Origin of the sequence: Streptomyces zagrosensis (assembly GCF_014203645.1) — a bacterium.
Classification (GTDB): domain Bacteria; phylum Actinomycetota; class Actinomycetes; order Streptomycetales; family Streptomycetaceae; genus Streptomyces; species Streptomyces zagrosensis.
Genome location: NZ_JACHJL010000017.1, coordinates 95,306 through 111,221 on the forward strand (window position 1 = coordinate 95,306; position 15,916 = coordinate 111,221).

Sequence of the window (15,916 nt, forward strand, 5' to 3'; positions counted from 1 at the left end):
ACGAAGACAGCTGGAATGCCGGAACACCCGTGCGGGGTAGACCGGGAAGGCGAGGAGATCCGTGCCGGTGTCCAATGCGCGCAGGTAGTGGGTCAGGCCGAATTCGGCGAGGTCGAACTCGCCAGCGGCCATTCCGGCGAAGATCTCGGAAATGGCGGGACTGTGCAGGGTGACGTTGAGGCCGTCGAACGTCACGGTGCCGTCGAACAGGGCCCGCGTGTTGTCGTAGCCGGTGACGGCTATGTCGAGATGCGGCGTGGTCATGTGTCCAGCAATTGCGGGGCGACGATCTCCTCGACGGTCCAGCGGCGCGCGGAGAGCCCCTGCTCGTAGTGGTAGCGCAGGAAAGTGTCGAGCGTGTGCAGGTTCGCCTTCACCCCGTAGGGCCACCAGTCGTGTCCGAACAACTCGTCGTTCCGTTCCATGAGCGCGTTAGCCCAGGGCAGCATCACCGGGGTCTGGTAGAGACGACGGAACCGCCGGTAGCGATCGGCACCGGCTTCTTTCGCGTCGTAGAAGGCGTTGTAGACGGCGCGGGCGAGTCCGGGGCGGGCGTCCAGCAGCCCGCGGCGGGCCACGACGGCGTGCATGATCGGGAAGTTCCGGGTCCGGCGGTAGTAATCTCGCTCGATCGGCTCGTAGTCCGGGAACAGCCGGGTGATGTTCGGCGAGCCGTCCAGGAACGGCTGTGGTGCGTTGGCCGTGAACAGCGCGTCGATCTCGCCGGTGTCGAGCATGGTGGACAGTGACTTGCCCTCGGGCGTGGTGGTGATGTCGACACCGTCGGGGCGCGGGTGGGTGGTGAACTCGAACGGCGGCGCGGGATGGTTCAGCCCGCCGATCACCCATCGATTGTCTTCGGGCCGGAATCCGTAGTCCTCGGCGAGGATGCCCTTGATCCAGACGCCGGGGTCCTGGCCGTAGACACCGAACTCGCCGATGTTCTTGCCGACCAGGTCGGTGGGCCCTGTGATGCCGCTGTGGGCGTTCACGAACACGGCCGAGTGCCGGAACATCCGCACGGGGAAAGCCGGGATGACGGCGTACGGGACGCCTTGGTCAAGGGCCCGCAGCAGGAACGTGAGACCGAACTCTGACACGTCGACGTTCCCATGCACGAGGTAATCGAAGACCCCGGGCAGGGTTGCCGCGGTCGAGATCGTGGTGCTCCGCACTCCGGCTACTGCTACCGTCCCGTTGAACAGCGCCTCGGTGTTGTCGTACCGGAAACTCCCGATACGCAGGTCCAGATCGCTCATGTGCCGCTTCCTCATCGCTGGTAGCGCTTTGGATCTCGCCGGCTCGGCCTTAGGGCTCGAATTGGCTGCCCGTGACATGGGCCGGCATGCTGCTTTGCTTCGCAGCCTCTTGCTTCGTCAGTCGGTCTGGTAACGGTTGGCCACGTCTGGGCTTTGGCCGCCGAACGCTGCGAGGTCGGCGGTAGAGACGTCCATGAGCAGTTGATAGTCCTCGACTCCGGGTGCGATGACGACCTCGCCGAGCTCCAGGCCGCGCAGCGCGCCTGTCACGAGGTCGTCGGCGCTCATGCGGGGTATGGCGCTGAGGTCCATGCCCTGCGAGGAGTGGAACTCGGTGGCCACCACGCCGGGACATACGACGTGGACGTGAACGCCGGTGCCCTCCAACTCGGCGCTGAGGGTCTGGGACATGGCCACGAGGTGCGCGAGGGTGCCTGCGTAGACAGCGCGGCGCGGCATGACGGACTTGTCGGCGGGTCCGCTGAAGGCGATCATGCCGGCCACGTTGATGATCGTGCCCGCGCCGCGGTGCTGCATGCCGCCGACGGCAGCGCGCATCAGCTGGGTAGGAGCGAGGACCTTGACGTAGACCAGTTCGTGGGCCTTGTCGGCGGGCAAGTCGGCCAGCGGCATGTAGTGGGACACACCGGCGTTATTGACCAGTATGTCCAGGGGTTCGTCGGCACAGTATGCGGCGACGGTGTCTATGCCCTCCTCGGTCGACAGGTCTGCAGGGACCGCGCGCACCCTGACGTCGGGGTGATCGCAGACGAACTGATCGAGGCGGTCCCGGCGGCGGCCGACGATGATCAGGTCGTGGCCGTCGGCGGCGAAACGCTCGGCGAAGGCCTTGCCGATACCGGACGTCGCGCCGGTGACGAGTGCGAGCTTATTCATAAGGACACGTCCTTAGGTGCGATCCGTTGTCGAGGTGTCGGATGCTGACAGCGGCGCAGGTAGCAGTGGTGCCCGTGTTGGTCTTCACAGGTGCCGTTCCGCGAACCTGGCCAGGTTCGCGGAACGGCCTTGGCGGGTCAGTTCGCCGGCAGGCTTGCGAGGGTGAATACCGATCTGGTCAGCGGATCGTGGTACAGGAAGGTGTCCATCTGGGAGTTGGTCACCACCAACCGGTTCCCGACCACGGCGATGCCGGTGGTGGTGTCGGCTCCCGGATAGGTGCGTTCAGAGACGACGGTGCCGCGGGTGCCGTCGCCGGACAGGCGCACGGTGGCGATCGTGTTGTCGACCGAGCGGGCGATGTACAGGGTGTTTCCCCGCCGCGCGATGCCGTCCGCGCTGTGCAGGGGCGGGTGCGCGACCTTGCGGATCTCGCCGGTGGCGAGGGTGAGCCGGTAGAGCGCGCCGCTGGACCAATAGCCGATGATCAGCGACTTGCCGTCGGGGCTGGTGACGATGCCGTTGCCGTTGGACTGGCCGGGCACGTAGTCCGGCAGGTGATAGGCGACTTGGAGAATCCGGTGGACGCCGGTGGCCGGGGCATGCACCTCGGCCGCCGGGATCCGGTACACCACGGCACGGAACGAGTCTGTGATGTAGACGTCCCCGTTGGCGGCGACCGCTGCGTCGTTCACGAGGGTCGGCTCGGTGGACGTGGGCACGCTGTAAGAGGAGACGAGCTTCCCGGTCTTGGTGTAGACGAAGAAGTTCCCTTTGAAGGCGCCCGCCACCAGCAGGCGGTCGCCGGTGGTCTTGATCCCGGTGGCCTGGGCGCGGCCGTCCTGACCACCGGGAAGGAACGGCTCAAGTGTCTTCGCCCCGATCCTCCCGCGGTAGATGGTGCCGTTGCTGATGTTGCCGGTGTAGATGTAGTCGTTGTCGGCCGCGATGCTTTCGGGGTAGGCGCACGGGTCGTCGATCGTGATCGTGCGGGCGTCGGTGTGCGCGGCGGTCGCAACGGTGTGCGTCACGGCGGTGTGTGCAGCGTTGTGGAGATAGGGGCACTGGTCGACAGTGGTCGTTCCGGCGGCGACAGTCGTGGCGCTGGCGGGGAACGTGAACGCGGCCAGAGCGGCGGACATCGTGGTGAGGGCGACCAGCGCGCGTCGCCGGATCGCGCGCCGTGAGGTGGTGCGAGTGGACATCTTGTCGGAGGACCTTTCCGGATCGTTACGTCAGGGGTGCGTGGGTCTGGGGCGGCGCAGCGCGGCGGCGACCGCGTCGGTGACCAAGGTGGTGAGGCGTCAGGTGATGCGGCCCCAAGTCGCCCGTCGAAATGCGACTCGGCGTACTCGTACCGGCGCATGCCCGCCTTGAGCTGCGGAGCAGCCGGCACAAGCCCCCGCCGTTATCGGTGAATGATCTTTCACTTTTATTCTGGCGATGCCGGGTGCTACTGTCAAGGTGAATGATCGTTCGCTGACGGAAGGGGGTGTGGCTGATGCCCCGCATCACCGCCGAACGCCGGGCGGCCAATCGCTCGCGGATCGGGGCGGCGGCCCGTCGCCGCTTCTCACGCGACGGCTTCGACCAGACCTCGATGCCCGACATCGCCGCCGAAGCAGGCGTGTCGGTCGGCGCCCCCTACCGCTACTTCGCCGGCAAGGAAGAGATCATCCTCGAAATCGCCGGCGACGCGTTCCGGATGATGTTCGCGCCCGTCGAGCGCCTCGCCGACACAGCCGCCGCCGTGACGGTAGCCGACCTGGTCGCGGCGGCGATCGACCCGGTGAGCGGTGAGGACACCGTCGACGCGGCGGGTCAGGCCGTCCCCGTCGAGGAACTGCTGCGCTGCGCCGTCCAGGCCTGGGGACTCCTGCTGCGGCACGAAGCGCTGCAACAGCAGGCCCGAACGGGCTTCGAGGACGTACGCGGACGCATCGCGGAGGCGCTCCGCAACGGCCAGCGAGCGGGCAGCGTGCCGACCGAACTGGACCCCGATCGAGGCGCACGAGTGGTGATGGCGCTGCTGCACGGTTTCGTCCTCCAGTACACAGCATTCGGACTCGACGACATCACCGCCTTCACCCGCGACGTCCGCATCGCACTCAACGACACCGGACTGCTCCGCGAGGATCACTGAACACGTCCTCCGTCGGGCTGGGTCCGGTGTCCACCGGCCACCGGTCCCGTACCGAGCGGTGGTTCGCATCGATGATGCTCGACGTCAGACGGCCGGCGACCTCGCTCATCCAGTCGGCGGAGCCCTACCGCGCTGCGGCGCCGGCTCGGGACCACGATGCCACTCGTTGCGGGTGACGTTGCTGGCCTCGCTGCTGCACGAGCGGAAGCGGGAGATGACGACCCGCAGTCCCTGCCCCCGCTACACCGCCGGCCGGGACGCCGCCTTGATACTGCGCCTGGTGCCGATCCTGTACGACCGCACGCTCGACCGCATCCTCGCCGCCAACCTGCGCCGCCACTACCCGAAGGGAGTCGTCGGCCGACGATGACTCCACGAACAGCTCCGTCCCTGTGGTGCGGTCACCGGTGAGAAAGGAGGAGGGGCCATCGGTACCAGGGGTCCCATGACGGTGAGCTTCGTCCTCTCCAGACGAGGCCGACCAGCGGCTCAGCGCACCGCCAGTCCCGTTCCCGCTTTCTTGATCGTGCGATCCAGATAAGTTACGGTGGAGTCATGGCAAGGACCCGGGAGTTCAACACCGAGGCGGCGGTGAGCCGCGCGATGGAACTGTTCTGGACGCGCGGCTATGAGGCGACCTCGGTGCGCGATCTGACCCAGCACCTGGAGATCGGACAAGGGTCCCTGTATGCGGCGTTCGGCGACAAGGACGGCCTGTACAGGGCCGCGCTGGAGCACTACCGCACCACCCTCGCCGCAGCCGCCCTGCGCAGCCTGGAGGAGGGGGCGGACGCCCGCGCGGCGATCCGTACGCTGCTGACAGAGCGGATCCGCATCGCCGTCGGGCGCGGCGGCCAAGGCTGCCTGGCCGTCAATGCCGTCTGCGAAAGGCTGCCTCAGGACACGGTGACCCGCCGCACCGTGCGCGACATGCAGGACGCGAGCCGGGAGGCGTTGACCGAGGTGCTGCGGGCCGCGATGGAGCGGGGCGAAATCGCGGCGCGGCACGCCCCACACACAGTCGCCGCGTTCCTGGTCACCTTCCTCAACGGGCTGCTGGTCTCCTCGAAGATCACGCCAGACGCCTCCGCACTCGAACCCCTCGTGGACGTCGCGCTGACCGCTCTCGACTGAGGGTGCGCGGCCTCGGCCAGGCGTTTCCCGTACCTCGAATCCGTAACGATCGATCAAGAAAATGGGGCGCCCGGCACCGCCGCGACGACAGCGTCCCCCCAGCGCCGACCCACCCAGGACAGGAAGCACCCACGTCATGATGTACGACCACACCGCAACGCCCCTGCGCACCGGCCGTGCCGCCGTCAACGGAACGAGCCTGCACTACCGGACGGCCGGGTCCGGCCCCGCCGTGGTGCTGCTGCACGGCGTGCCCAAGACCGGCTACCACTGGCGCCACCTCGTCCCGAAGCTGACGCCCCGTTACACCGTCGTCGTACCCGACCTCCGCGGCCTCGGCGACTCCGCCCGCCCCGCGTACGGCTACGACTCCGCGACGATGAGCGACGACATCGCCGAGCTGATGACCCACCTCGGACACGAGACGTACGCCGTGATCGGAGAGGACTGGGGAGCGGTGATCGGCTACCAGCTCGCCGCCCGCCACCGCGACCACGTCCACGCCCTCGTGTTCGCCGAGGCCCTCCTCCCCGGCTTCGGCTTCGAGGACCACACCGCCCTCACCCCCGAGAACGCCGCCGGCCTGCACCTGTGGCATCTGGGCTTCTACTTCCAGCCGGACGTGCCCGAGATGCTGATCGCCGGGCACGAGCGCGAGCTGATCACCTACATGATCAAGTTCGAGCGCAGCCACCCCGACACCGCCACCCCCGACGCGGTCGACGAATACGTGCGCTGCTACTCCATGCCCGGCGGCATCCGCGCGATGCTCTCGATATACCGGGCGATGCTCGTCGACGCCGAACAGAACCGGCAGGCCGCACAGAAGAAGCTGGACATCCCGGTGCTGGCGCTCGGTGGTTCGGCCTTCATCGGCGACCGCAACGAGTCCCAGATGCGGCTCATGGCCCACGACGTCACCGGGCACGTCCTCGACGCCGGACACGACCTCGCCGAAGAAGTACCCGACGAGATGGCCGACGTGGTCCTGCCCTTCCTGGCCGGGAACTCGTAGACGGTCCAGGCCGCGATGCCGGCCGCCCGCCGGCGATGAAGGGGGAGCGGGTACGTCACGCCCGCGACCTGCTCGCCCGCCCGGAGAACACCGTCACCTCGATCGCGAAGCTCCTCGGCGTCTCAGAAACACGATCCACAACTATGTGCCCGAACTGAAGGGCGGTCGTCTCGTACTCGCTGAGGCGACGACACGCCGGAACTGCCCCAACCCACCAGGTCCGAGGACTGATCACCGCCGTTTGCGGCTGGGTTGGGTCGGGCCGGGGCGCGGTACTGGCCTTGCGACCAGCCCGTTTCCCCGACCCGCCCGCCGCACCCGCCGTGCGGGTCTCCACGCAACGGGCGTTCCACGTGCCTTGGCCGGTGGTCAGCCCCCGGTGTTGGCGACTGCCGGTCGTGGTGTCCACGGGGTCGGGATGTTGCTGCCGCGATAGCGGTAGCGGATCACTTCGACGCTGGACGCGCCGGTGAACTCGACTCCGTCGCAGATGAGCTTCCAACTGCCCGGTCGGCAGAACCGGCGGCGCAGTTCCCTCCAGCTGAGCCGGGAGTGCTTGTGGAAGATCCAGCGGACGATGCGATGCCACGCGTGGTCATCGACCGTGCTGAATACCGCCTTCGACACCCCGTGCCGGAAGTAGTTCGCTCACCCGCGCAGGGTGCGGTTGAGGCTGGCCAGCAGCTCGTCCACGTCCCTGTGCAGGTCTGATCTGCGTGTCCTGTCTTTCACCTTGTCCTCGATCGACTGGATCGCCTTCTTGGACGGCTTGGTGTAGACGTAGTGCTTCTGCGTTCCTGGTTTCCGCTGCCTTCGGATGTGGAAACCGAGGAAGTCGAAGCCCTCATCGATATGGACCACCTGGGTCTTCTCCGGTGCCGGCCGCAACCCCAACGGGGCGAGCACGCCGGCCACCTCCTCGCGCAGGCTCTCGGCGTGGCAGCGTTCCCCGGAGACCATCAGTACGAAGTCGTCCGCGAAACGGATCAGCCGCCAGTTGCCCAGTCCGTGCTTCCTGCGCGTGACCCGCCGCTTGTAGCTGCCCATCTCCTGCTGCCACTGCCGGGCGAAGTGCTCGTCCAGCGCGGACAGTGCGATGTTGGCCAGCAGCGGGGAGAGAATCCCGCCTTGCGGGGTGCCGGTCAGTGTCTCTTCTCGGTCGCCGGAGGTCGTCATGACTTCGGATGCCTGGCGAACTCCCCGCCCCACGCCCGGCCGAGCAGCCGAAGCCCGCCCGGTGACCACCTACCGCGTCACCTTGCAGTTCGAGAAGGACGGCCCGTCCTCCAGCGGCTGGTGGGCCGATCTCGCCGTCGCCGAGCGGAAGTTCACGGCGTGGCTCGGCACCTACGGTTCGCTCGACGGCGTGCTGATCCAGCTCGCCGAGGAGACGGACGACGGCCGCGACAGCATCCTGAAAATCTGGACCAAGGAACACGGTGAGACCTTCGGGCCCGCGTGACGCGCAGCGCCATCCCCGGGTGTCAAATCATGTGACAGCAAACTGCACTCTCTGCATGGTTCCTACTCGACCCCCATCCCGGTGGGGACTGGCCGCCGACCCGGCGGAGATCACAGCTCTGACCGACCTCGCCGCCGAGTGCACCGATAATGGCCTCACCGTGGAACTCGCCTGCTAGGTCACCGTGCCCGCCCTCGCTCGGGCCGGGGAGTAGCTCGGTGACTGGTGGTAGCGGTGGCAGACGGGGTAGTCCACGGCGAAGGGGTGGTCCTTCTCGCCCTTCAGGTTCGCCGCGCGCTGGCGCCAGCCGTCCCGTTCGGTGATGGTGTCCTGCCAGGGCGAATCCAAGGGGGACACCCCACCGAACTGAAGGAGATCTGAGCATGGCCATCACGCCCGCCGCCGAGATCTGTGACCAGCACATCGCCGACCTGCGGGGCGCCCTGGCGCAAGCGGTCCGCCTGCTGTCCTTCTCCGCCGGACAAGTGGCGCCCGGCGACCCAGTCGTCGCCGAGCGGCTCATGCCCACAGCCGATGAGATGACGCAAGTCCTGAACCGTACCGCCCCCGAGTGACAGGGCCCCGGGTGGCGTCGGCCAGCGGCGTTGCCGCCTTTTTCGCTCGTGTCAGGACCGCGGCGCCGATCCCGAGCTGGTCGCGACCGGCGCCCACACGTAGGTCACGCGGCGGCCGGCCCAGCCTCCTCGTCGCGGTCCGGGCCCTGTTCGTCGTCGGCTCCCAGACCGTCCTTGGTGGGCGCAGTGCCCGGGGTGGGGGCGGTGCGGTCGTCGAGGGTGATGGTGACCGGTTCGCCGTTGGGGGTGAGGCCGATCAGATTCTCTTCGACCCGCTCGTACAAGGTGGCGGCCAGTTCCCGGTCGCCGTCTCCGTCGGTGGCGGTGTTCTCGATGGAGTGCAGGCTGATGAGCAAGGCGATCAGCGAGCGCCCTGACAGAGCGGCGCGGATCCGATCGTCTCCCTCGTCGGCGACCTGCGGCGGCACGCGGAAGTGCGGGTGCCGCCCGGCGCGGGTGGTGACGAACTCCCAGATGTCGCGGTGGCACAGTAAGCTGGCGCAGGAGACGCGGGCCGCCGTTTTGAGTAGGGCGCTGTGTCCCTCACTCACCTGCGCGGTCACGGCTTCGGCGGTGGCTTGGGGCCGGGGCCGCAGCTGTGCCACCGCCGTTTCCAAGCCCTCGATCCCCTGGCGTAGCAGGGCGAGCTCGGATCGAGTTCCCTGCACAGCTGCGCTGAGCTCTGCTGTGATCTCCCCGGCTGTTTGCCGCAACTGGTCTGATAGGCCCTGCTGATAGTCGGCCGGGCCGGTGCTGCTGTGGTCCGGTCCGGTGAGTAGGGCGAGCACGGGGGTGAGCTCTTCGGCCAGGACCTCGCGGACGGCCTGGCGAACCGCGCCCATGGACACAGTCGGGGAGGCATCGTCGGCGGTGTGCTGCGCTGGGACCGCGGCAATGAGGTCGGCTTCTTCGGGGGGCTCGTCGGCGTCAGGGACTGCGGGGGCCGGCGCTGGCGCGGGCTCGGTGTCGTCGCTGTGGGCGCGGTATTCCTCATGGAGGTAGGAGGCGGGATCGGGATGCGCCTCGGGTGGGGGCGGTACGGGCGGGGTGAGGTCCGCGAGCGCGATGCGGACTTCGCGTAGTTCGGTGCGCAGCTGATCAATGACGTTGTAGACGGCGGTGTTGAGCGCTTCACCGTTGGAGTTCAGCTTGTTGTGGACGTCGCGGAAGTTCGTGCGCATCCGGCCGAGCTCGTCGACGACTTCCTTGGTCGTCGCGTCGTACGCCGCTTGGCCAGCCGACTCCAGTTTCGTGACGCCCTTGTCGAGCGCCTCCCGGATACTTTTGTCCGTGTGCAGTACGGCGGTGTGAATGATCGTCAAGGTGCTGGCGAGGTCCGGGTTCGGCTGACGGGCCATCTTCCCCCACTTCATCGCAGTAAGTAGTTGATCGAGTTCGCTGCGTATGCTGCCCTGGGTGCAGCCCGCCAAGCGGACATCGGCTCAACTGGCTTGAGAGCGCTGGTCGTTGAGGCTGAAATCGATCAGGTCGGGCGACGCGCCAGGCGCAGGAGCAGGTGCAGGAGCAGGTGCTGGATCATGGTGCGCCTTTTTCGAACCGGAGGTGTTCGGGCCGGTGAGCGGTTGTTGTCAACGTCCTGGGCCCACCTCGTTTGTGTGGTGGGCCCCGAGTCAACCAAACGGACGGGTCCATCCCCGCGGCGCGGGGAGTAGTGCCGACCAGGCGGCCCCCCGGGCCGATTGGTGGTTGCCGGTCCGGGGCGGCGTGGCCGTGCGCGAGGGGGTCAGCTGGTCTCGTCGTGCAGGAATTCGGTGAGCGCCTTGCCGGGGCGGAAGGCGGCGGTGCCGTTCTCGCCGTGGAAGCTTCCGAAGCTCCCGAGGGTGACCGTCTCACCCTCTTTGAGCGCGCCGGCGATGACCCCCGGGCGGTCCACGGTCCCGAACACGGTGTCGAGCACCCGCTCGACCTGATCCACAGCGAGCCGCCGCCCGCCGTCGTCCCCGACCGTCTCGTCCGTGGTGGTCCTGACCAACTGGGACTTGTCCATCCGTGGCACCCGCTTCCGTTCCGTTGTGGCTGTATGCCTTGCGCTCCACGATCGTGGCCGACCGGCCGTCGCGCACCTTCGGCCGTGCGCGCGGTGGGGCGCCGGGGCCACGGACGACACCCGGGCCCGGCACGGACGGGCGCGGGCATGCCGGGCACGGCGCCAGGCTGAAGCCGCGCGAGCGACTGAGTCAGTTGGCCTCGGTTTACGAGGGCGTCGGCGGCCAGGCCGCGCTGGCGACCCTGGTATCGACGCCCGCGTCGCGCCCGGCCGCCACGGTTGGCTTTGTTTGAACGCGGTGGCAGCGGTCAGGCGCTGGTTGTACCTGATGTCCAGTAGAGCAAGGTGTGAGTGACATGGCTGCCGACAAGAAGACCCAGGCCAAGACCGAACAGGCCAAGGGCAAGGTCAAGGAAGCCGCCGGGCGCACCGTGGGCAACGATCGTCTCACCGCGGCGGGCCGGGCCGAGCAGGCCAAGGGAGACGCCCGTCAGGCCAAGGAAAAGGCCAAGGACGCCCTCAACGACTGACATCACCCCATCATCCCTCACACTTTTGGGCCCCTGCGGACTGCCAGTCCGCAGGGGCCCAAATGCTGTCGTGGCACGGTCGTATGGGAGCGGACACGGGCGCAGGCACCTGGCTGTACAGGGCATGACCCGCCGCTGGGGCGCCTGTCGCGGCTGCATCGGCTGGCTGGTGTGGGCCGGCCTATGACCCTCGACCTAGCTGTTCGGTCTGGTCGCCAGCTTCGTCCTGGCGACGCTGCTACCGGAGTCTGGCTCATCTCGGACCGGCACCCAGTTCGCACATAAGTAACTGTTCAGCTGTCGAAGGAGCACTTCGTCGACGGCGGCTACCTCTCCGTCGCGCTCAAGCAGCAGGTCGCCCGCGAGCACGGTGTCGGCCTGGTCGGACCGATCCGGGTCAGAAGTATTCGCCAGTCCCGCAAGGGCAGCGTCTTCCACCGCGAAGCCTTCGCCATCGATTGGGACGCCAAGCAGGTCACCTGCCCACAGGGCAAGGTCAGCCGCCGGTGGTCGCACCGCCGTCCCTCGCGCCCTACGCCAACGCCGAGTTCTCCCCGGCCGACTGCCAGCAGTGCCCGGTGAAGGCCGCCTGCACCCGCACCGACGCCCGGAAGTTTCCTTCCTGCCCCGTGAGCTCTACGACATCCAGTCGGAGTCACGGACCGAGCAGCAGACCCAGGAGTGGCTCTCGCGCTACTCGCTGCGGGCCGCCATCGAGGGCACGATCAACGAGTTCGTCAGCGGCCACGGCATGCGCCGGTGCCGCTACCGCAGCGAAGAGACGACCCACGTCCAGCACGTCCTGACCGCCATCGCGGTCAACCTCCTCCCCTTGGCAGCGCTCTGACCGTGACCGGAGGGGGCAATCCGGCCTTTCCCCTCAAGCGTCATGGGGAAGGACCTCCGCCGGGGGAGCAGCACAGGGAGCAGCCGGGCTGCTCCCTGTCTTTGTGCGCGCGCTCTGTTCCGCAGAGACGTCGCGCCGCCGCTACGCGGCGGGAAGGCGCAGCGCTCCGTACTGCGGGGCCGGTGGGCAGCTGGTGGAGGCGCCGTAGCTGTGCGGGTGTCAGTGCTGGGTGCGCGCCGCCACTGAGAGTCAGTGAACTGACTCTCAGTGGCGGGGGTCAGGGTGCACTCCTCATGTCCCGGGACCGCGCTGTGTGGTCTGGGGGTGTGAGGCGGGGCACCTGGTGGGGCGGGGTTACGGTGTTCCGTTGGCGCCGCTCGCGCAGGGGCTGCCCACGCCGAACGTTCCGCCCGTTCCGCCGGTCCCGCCGCGGAAGAGTATGCCTCCTGTGGCGTTGCCGCCGGCGCCGCCGATCCCGCAGGTGCCGTCGACGCTGGCACCCGACTTCACTCCGCCGGTGCCGCCGGTGCCGCCGTTGCCACCGGAGTTGTTCATCCCTCCGGAACTCACGCCGCCGGCCCCGCCGATGCCCGCGGCTCCACCGGCATAAGCTCCGCCGGTGCTGCCGTTGCCGCCCTTTCCGGCATCGCCACCCTTACCTCCGTTGCCGGAGGCGTTGGTGCCGCCGGCGCCGCCGTTGCCGCCCGCGCCGCCGCCGTGGCCGATGCCGCCGTTACCGGCGTTGCCGCCCGCACCGCCGGTCGATCCACCGACGCCGCCCAGGCCGCCCTTGCCGCCGGCTCCGGCGCTGGCACCGGAGTTCCCGCCGGCACCTCCTATGCCGCCCGCAGCGGCGTTGGTGCCTGCGCCACCCGCACCGCCTGCGCCGCCCGCACCGTTGAGGCCGCCGTTGGCACCGGTGCCACCGTTACCGCCCATCGCGCCGCTGGAGCCACCCGTGCCGCCGGTGGCACCTGCACCGCCGGATCCGCTGCCCACGCCGATCCCGCCGTTGCCGCCCGCACCGCCGACTCCGGTGGCGAAGCCGTTGCCGCCGGGGCCGCCGGCACCGCCCGCACAGTTGCCTGTCCCGGTCGCAGCGCCGCCCGCGGTGCCGGGGTAGCCCGCGGGGTGGCCGGCGGTGCCGTTGGCACCCGCGATGCCCGCAGTGCCCGCGGTACAGGCCAGGGCGGAAGCGGCGGCAGGGGTGCCGAAGAAGAGTGCCGCGCCGGTGAAGAGGGTCGGGAGGGCGAGGAGAGCGGTGGTCTGTTTCCTGTTCACGGTGTTTCCTCTGGCTCAGGTGAAGCGAGGGTCGATCCGGAGCGCGAAATCAGGCCGGCACACGGCACCTAGAAAAGTAATTTCTCTCGAACGCTTTCGTCCACCGCATGCCGTAACGGCAGTCCGAGAATTCCGCGATACTTCCATACGACACGCATGTCCAGATATTTGTAAGGGAACACGGCGTGCGATTGCCACCAACAATCACCCGACAGTGCAGTACGCCATCCACAGGAGAAAACATCCCCTCGCAAATTTCGTTTAGCCACTATTCGCCAATATGACCGACCGCTATGACGCGAAGTCGCCAATGTGAAATCTCTCGCTCCTGCAGCCTCTGAACTGCGGGTTCTGGATATCGGCAGTCGAAAAGGCGCTCGGGAACCTCCGCCACCCAGGGTCCAGTCGGCGCGTCGCACGGCGCAGTCGCAGGTGCGGCGAGGTGAGACGTCTCCACAACTGGCCTTCCTCTGACGTGCACGGAGTTGGCCGAATTTACGGAGGTCTCGCATATGTGACCCCTTTTCGATGAGGAGGGTACTCCTCATGCATCCGATGAGCATCCGGGGCCGGAAATGCCGGGGATGAGGGCCGGGGCTTCGACACCAGAATCTGTGGCTGTATTTCGAGGCCGATGACGAGGGGGTGGGCCGCGCGGCAGGTTGAGGTCCGGGGGCGAGACTCGCGTCCGGTGACGGAGGCCTCCTTGGAAGAGGTGCTGCACTTGCGTGATCATGCAGATCTCGCGGCGATGTTCCGCTATGAACGGCAGTACGGCGTTCTCGCCGAAGGTCCCATGGACGGCTGGCAGGGCCAGCCGCAGGCGGCCGAGATCTCCGCGGAGGAGTTCGAGCGGCTGTGGGCTGAAGCACGGCTGGCTCTCGGCGATTCAGCCTGACTTGGCGGGTTGAGGTTCGTAGAAGGTTCCGTCGCGGAGCATCGCGAAGAGGACGTCTGCCCGTCGTCTGGCGAGGCAGAGCAGGGCTTGAGTGTGGTGCTTGCCCTGGGCGATCTTCTTGTCGTAGTAGGCCCGCGATGCCGGGTCGCCCAGGGCTGCGAACGCGGAGAGAAAGAAGGCCCTCTTGAGCTGCTTGTTTCCCCGTCGCGACGGCTGTTCGCCACGGATCGAGGACCCGGAACTACGGGTTGCCGGGGCGAGTCCGGCGTAGGCGGCGAGGTGGCCGGCGGTCGGGAAGGTGCTGCCGTCGCCGACCTCGATCAGGATGCGGGCTCCGGTCCTGACGCCGATTCCCGGGATGGACGTCAGGACCTTGGAAAGAGGGTGGGCATCCAGGAGTTCCTCGAGCCGGTACGGGTGCGGACACACATCTCGGACCTCCGAAATCGCGGGCGCCAACCGTCCCACCCACCCCGATCACGAGGACCGTGGTTCCGGGAGCGGCTACCACGAACGGGTGAACGCCTTCGACGCACCCTGGCTCGCCCGGCTCGGGTGGCGGGTCGGCCAGCCCTCGTGCTCGACCCCAGGTCTTCCTGGTGGGCGCGAACCGCCTCAGTCAGCCGCCCGGCGCCGTGCGCGCGCATGCCCCACGATGGCGGGGCCGGCGACACCGATGATCGAAGTGAAGCAGATGCACAGCACAACGGAGTCGGCGGTGGTCCCGCCAAGGCGCTCGGCCGAGACGGGCGCGGCCCAGCCATGCGGGTCCACGGACACCTCGGCAAGCTCACCTTCGCTGGCCTGTTTATGTGGGCCGTGAATCATCCAGCCGAGATCGCGGTCCGTGCCCACCTCAACGAGCCGATAATGCGTCTCCCTGGGCCAGGTACCGCCACCGAGCGGGCCCGCCGGGATTCTCTGTCCTCCGTGTGCTTAGTGCCGACGATGACGGCCTCGGTCCGCTCCCCGACGTACCCGTGGTAGATCTGCGACGCCTTATGTGAGGCCACGAGCAGGGCCATTAACCAGGTGAAGAGCACGATGAAGCTGAACCCCGCCGCGGAACGGTGATCGAGGAGCACGACGAACCACCACACGCACACCACGAAACCGGCGGCCGCGACGACGTGCAGGACGTCTTGAGTGGGGAAGCGGCCCTTGGCCGATTCATCGACGCACAACGCCAGCGTGGCCGCCCAACAGGACAGCAGCGCCAGCGGCGCCAGACATAGCACCAAGGTCCGTCGCATTCCGCTCCCCTTCGGTCACGCCTGTCCTACCCCACCGGTCTAGGGAGGGGTCCCGAACCGGACGTGGCCATAACGGGGGCGACGCTCGTTGCCCGTGTCCGGGGGCCAAAGGTCGCCGGCCTTGGCCTTGGTGATGGTGTTGAGTCAGCCTGGGGCGCGGTTTCGGCGTTGCCGCCGACCGGTTTCCCCACGCCGCTCGCCGCACCCGGCGAACGGTTGAGTGACCGTACCGGGCGCTCCACGGTCTGTGCTGTCAGACGTGGTCGTGCAGGGGCCAAGGGCGGCGATTCCCCGGTATCGGTACCGGATGATGGAGACTGCGGCGCCACTGGATGTGGAAGCCCAGGAAGTGACGACTGGCCTACTGCGGAGGCCGGGGAAATGCTGAGCCTCTTCCCTGCCCGGGAACGGGGGCCGTCCCTCTCAACGAGCCGCCCTCCTGCGCGTAGCGCTCCGGTCGGCGGCCGGAGAAGCGGCAACACCCCCAGAGCCACCTTGCCCCGTGCATCGTCGCTGAACATCCGAAACCTACCAGCGGGCTACTTGTTTCCTGGTGTCCGAGCCGGGATCACAGAGCCTGTCCCGTAGGGGATAGGGCAGCTGGCGTCCCCTAC

20 protein-coding genes and 2 pseudogenes are annotated in these 15,916 nt (G+C 68.0%); 10 read left to right on the forward strand and 12 right to left on the reverse strand.

Features of this window, described 5'->3' with window-relative positions; genetic code table 11:
- Positions 1 to 260: 260 nt before the first annotated feature.
- The 3 genes from FHS42_RS27175 to FHS42_RS27185 all read right to left on the reverse strand — a co-directional run bounded on the left by FHS42_RS27175 (position 261) and on the right by FHS42_RS27185 (position 3,361).
- Entirely contained in the window at positions 261 to 1,259 is a 999-nt protein-coding gene (locus FHS42_RS27175) for a substrate-binding domain-containing protein (protein ID WP_184576474.1), read from the reverse strand.
- A 117-nt stretch (positions 1,260 to 1,376) separates the two neighbouring features.
- Positions 1,377 to 2,156 (reverse strand): SDR family NAD(P)-dependent oxidoreductase, encoded by a 780-nt coding sequence (locus tag FHS42_RS27180; RefSeq protein ID WP_184576477.1) that lies wholly within the window; start codon positions 2,154 to 2,156, stop codon positions 1,377 to 1,379.
- Between the two features lie 137 nt (positions 2,157 to 2,293).
- On the reverse strand, positions 2,294 to 3,361 hold the full coding sequence (locus FHS42_RS27185) for an SMP-30/gluconolactonase/LRE family protein (RefSeq protein ID WP_184576479.1): 1,068 nt from the start codon (positions 3,359 to 3,361) through the stop codon (positions 2,294 to 2,296).
- 296 nt (positions 3,362 to 3,657) lie between these two features.
- On the opposite strand from FHS42_RS27185, the gene FHS42_RS27190 reads away from it, so the two are divergent.
- The 4 genes from FHS42_RS27190 to FHS42_RS27205 all read left to right on the forward strand — a co-directional run bounded on the left by FHS42_RS27190 (position 3,658) and on the right by FHS42_RS27205 (position 6,448).
- Positions 3,658 to 4,299, forward strand: coding sequence for a TetR/AcrR family transcriptional regulator (locus FHS42_RS27190; protein ID WP_184576480.1), 642 nt, complete (start codon positions 3,658 to 3,660; stop codon positions 4,297 to 4,299).
- A gap of 166 nt (positions 4,300 to 4,465) precedes the next feature.
- A complete protein-coding gene (locus tag FHS42_RS27195; protein WP_184576482.1) occupies positions 4,466 to 4,669 on the forward strand; it encodes a hypothetical protein in 204 nt (67 codons plus the stop codon).
- A gap of 185 nt (positions 4,670 to 4,854) precedes the next feature.
- Positions 4,855 to 5,433: a TetR/AcrR family transcriptional regulator gene (locus FHS42_RS27200; RefSeq protein ID WP_184576483.1), complete on the forward strand. Its 579-nt coding sequence runs from the start codon at positions 4,855 to 4,857 to the stop codon at positions 5,431 to 5,433.
- A gap of 136 nt (positions 5,434 to 5,569) precedes the next feature.
- Positions 5,570 to 6,448: an alpha/beta fold hydrolase gene (locus FHS42_RS27205; RefSeq protein WP_184576485.1), complete on the forward strand. Its 879-nt coding sequence runs from the start codon at positions 5,570 to 5,572 to the stop codon at positions 6,446 to 6,448.
- A gap of 369 nt (positions 6,449 to 6,817) precedes the next feature.
- Here the strand turns inward: FHS42_RS27205 and FHS42_RS36330 are convergent.
- Positions 6,818 to 7,084 (reverse strand): annotated as a pseudogene (locus FHS42_RS36330) (group II intron maturase-specific domain-containing protein); the annotation flags it as partial.
- Between the two features lie 12 nt (positions 7,085 to 7,096).
- Complete coding sequence (locus FHS42_RS27210) at positions 7,097 to 7,624, reverse strand: reverse transcriptase domain-containing protein (RefSeq protein ID WP_221476920.1); 528 nt, start codon at positions 7,622 to 7,624, stop codon at positions 7,097 to 7,099.
- Between FHS42_RS27210 and FHS42_RS27215 the strand changes: the two genes are divergently transcribed.
- Positions 7,623 to 7,910, forward strand: coding sequence for a hypothetical protein (locus tag FHS42_RS27215; RefSeq protein ID WP_184576487.1), 288 nt, complete (start codon positions 7,623 to 7,625; stop codon positions 7,908 to 7,910). The genes FHS42_RS27210 and FHS42_RS27215 overlap by 2 nt on opposite strands.
- Before the next feature lie 55 nt (positions 7,911 to 7,965).
- On the forward strand, positions 7,966 to 8,088 hold the full coding sequence (locus FHS42_RS38315) for a hypothetical protein (protein ID WP_281392874.1): 123 nt from the start codon (positions 7,966 to 7,968) through the stop codon (positions 8,086 to 8,088).
- Here the strand turns inward: FHS42_RS38315 and FHS42_RS27220 are convergent.
- A complete protein-coding gene (locus FHS42_RS27220; RefSeq protein WP_184576489.1) occupies positions 8,085 to 8,267 on the reverse strand; it encodes a hypothetical protein in 183 nt (60 codons plus the stop codon). The genes FHS42_RS38315 and FHS42_RS27220 overlap by 4 nt on opposite strands.
- Positions 8,268 to 8,293: 26 nt before the next feature.
- Between FHS42_RS27220 and FHS42_RS27225 the strand changes: the two genes are divergently transcribed.
- Complete coding sequence (locus tag FHS42_RS27225) at positions 8,294 to 8,485, forward strand: hypothetical protein (RefSeq protein WP_184576491.1); 192 nt, start codon at positions 8,294 to 8,296, stop codon at positions 8,483 to 8,485.
- Between the two features lie 104 nt (positions 8,486 to 8,589).
- On the opposite strand, the gene FHS42_RS37520 is transcribed toward FHS42_RS27225, so the two are convergent.
- Together FHS42_RS37520 and FHS42_RS27235 are read right to left on the reverse strand one after the other, a co-directional pair.
- Positions 8,590 to 9,858, reverse strand: coding sequence for a hypothetical protein (locus FHS42_RS37520; protein WP_246495464.1), 1,269 nt, complete (start codon positions 9,856 to 9,858; stop codon positions 8,590 to 8,592).
- Positions 9,859 to 10,229: 371 nt separating this feature from the next.
- Positions 10,230 to 10,493: an HU family DNA-binding protein gene (locus FHS42_RS27235; protein WP_184576493.1), complete on the reverse strand. Its 264-nt coding sequence runs from the start codon at positions 10,491 to 10,493 to the stop codon at positions 10,230 to 10,232.
- A 356-nt stretch (positions 10,494 to 10,849) separates the two neighbouring features.
- Between FHS42_RS27235 and FHS42_RS27240 the strand changes: the two genes are divergently transcribed.
- Both FHS42_RS27240 and FHS42_RS27245 read left to right on the forward strand, forming a co-directional pair.
- Positions 10,850 to 11,023, forward strand: a complete 174-nt coding sequence (locus tag FHS42_RS27240; protein ID WP_184576495.1) for a CsbD family protein — start codon at positions 10,850 to 10,852, stop codon at positions 11,021 to 11,023.
- 571 nt (positions 11,024 to 11,594) lie between these two features.
- Positions 11,595 to 11,870: a transposase gene (locus tag FHS42_RS27245; protein WP_184576497.1), complete on the forward strand. Its 276-nt coding sequence runs from the start codon at positions 11,595 to 11,597 to the stop codon at positions 11,868 to 11,870.
- A gap of 354 nt (positions 11,871 to 12,224) precedes the next feature.
- Here FHS42_RS27245 and FHS42_RS27250 read toward each other — a convergent pair whose 3' ends face one another.
- Entirely contained in the window at positions 12,225 to 13,151 is a 927-nt protein-coding gene (locus FHS42_RS27250) for a hypothetical protein (protein ID WP_184576499.1), read from the reverse strand.
- Between the two features lie 706 nt (positions 13,152 to 13,857).
- Between FHS42_RS27250 and FHS42_RS27255 the strand changes: the two genes are divergently transcribed.
- Positions 13,858 to 14,049 (forward strand): hypothetical protein, encoded by a 192-nt coding sequence (locus FHS42_RS27255; RefSeq protein ID WP_246495467.1) that lies wholly within the window; start codon positions 13,858 to 13,860, stop codon positions 14,047 to 14,049.
- Here FHS42_RS27255 and FHS42_RS27260 read toward each other — a convergent pair.
- The 3 genes and pseudogenes from FHS42_RS27260 to FHS42_RS27270 form a co-directional block, all read right to left on the reverse strand.
- Positions 14,041 to 14,457 (reverse strand): annotated as a pseudogene (locus tag FHS42_RS27260) (transposase); the annotation flags it as partial. The gene FHS42_RS27255 and the pseudogene FHS42_RS27260 overlap by 9 nt on opposite strands.
- A 207-nt stretch (positions 14,458 to 14,664) precedes the next feature.
- Positions 14,665 to 14,829 (reverse strand): hypothetical protein, encoded by a 165-nt coding sequence (locus FHS42_RS27265; protein WP_184576501.1) that lies wholly within the window; start codon positions 14,827 to 14,829, stop codon positions 14,665 to 14,667.
- Between the two features lie 44 nt (positions 14,830 to 14,873).
- Positions 14,874 to 15,302: a hypothetical protein gene (locus FHS42_RS27270; protein WP_184576503.1), complete on the reverse strand. Its 429-nt coding sequence runs from the start codon at positions 15,300 to 15,302 to the stop codon at positions 14,874 to 14,876.
- Between the last annotated feature and the right edge of the window lie 614 nt (positions 15,303 to 15,916).

Coding starts and splice junctions, on each gene's coding strand:
- FHS42_RS27190 (WP_184576480.1), top strand. CDS start 3,658: ATGCCCCGCATCACCGCCGAACGCCGGGCGGCCAATCGCTCGCGGATC.
- FHS42_RS27185 (WP_184576479.1), bottom strand. CDS start 3,361: ATGTCCACTCGCACCACCTCACGGCGCGCGATCCGGCGACGCGCGCTG.
- FHS42_RS27210 (WP_221476920.1), bottom strand. CDS start 7,624: ATGACGACCTCCGGCGACCGAGAAGAGACACTGACCGGCACCCCGCAA.
- FHS42_RS27270 (WP_184576503.1), bottom strand. CDS start 15,302: ATGCGACGGACCTTGGTGCTATGTCTGGCGCCGCTGGCGCTGCTGTCC.
- FHS42_RS27240 (WP_184576495.1), top strand. CDS start 10,850: ATGGCTGCCGACAAGAAGACCCAGGCCAAGACCGAACAGGCCAAGGGC.
- FHS42_RS27200 (WP_184576483.1), top strand. CDS start 4,855: ATGGCAAGGACCCGGGAGTTCAACACCGAGGCGGCGGTGAGCCGCGCG.
- FHS42_RS38315 (WP_281392874.1), top strand. CDS start 7,966: ATGGTTCCTACTCGACCCCCATCCCGGTGGGGACTGGCCGCCGACCCG.
- FHS42_RS27175 (WP_184576474.1), bottom strand. CDS start 1,259: ATGAGCGATCTGGACCTGCGTATCGGGAGTTTCCGGTACGACAACACC.
- FHS42_RS27215 (WP_184576487.1), top strand. CDS start 7,623: ATGACTTCGGATGCCTGGCGAACTCCCCGCCCCACGCCCGGCCGAGCA.
- FHS42_RS37520 (WP_246495464.1), bottom strand. CDS start 9,858: ATGAAGTGGGGGAAGATGGCCCGTCAGCCGAACCCGGACCTCGCCAGC.
- FHS42_RS27225 (WP_184576491.1), top strand. CDS start 8,294: ATGGCCATCACGCCCGCCGCCGAGATCTGTGACCAGCACATCGCCGAC.
- FHS42_RS27235 (WP_184576493.1), bottom strand. CDS start 10,493: ATGGACAAGTCCCAGTTGGTCAGGACCACCACGGACGAGACGGTCGGG.
- FHS42_RS27205 (WP_184576485.1), top strand. CDS start 5,570: ATGATGTACGACCACACCGCAACGCCCCTGCGCACCGGCCGTGCCGCC.
- FHS42_RS27180 (WP_184576477.1), bottom strand. CDS start 2,156: ATGAATAAGCTCGCACTCGTCACCGGCGCGACGTCCGGTATCGGCAAG.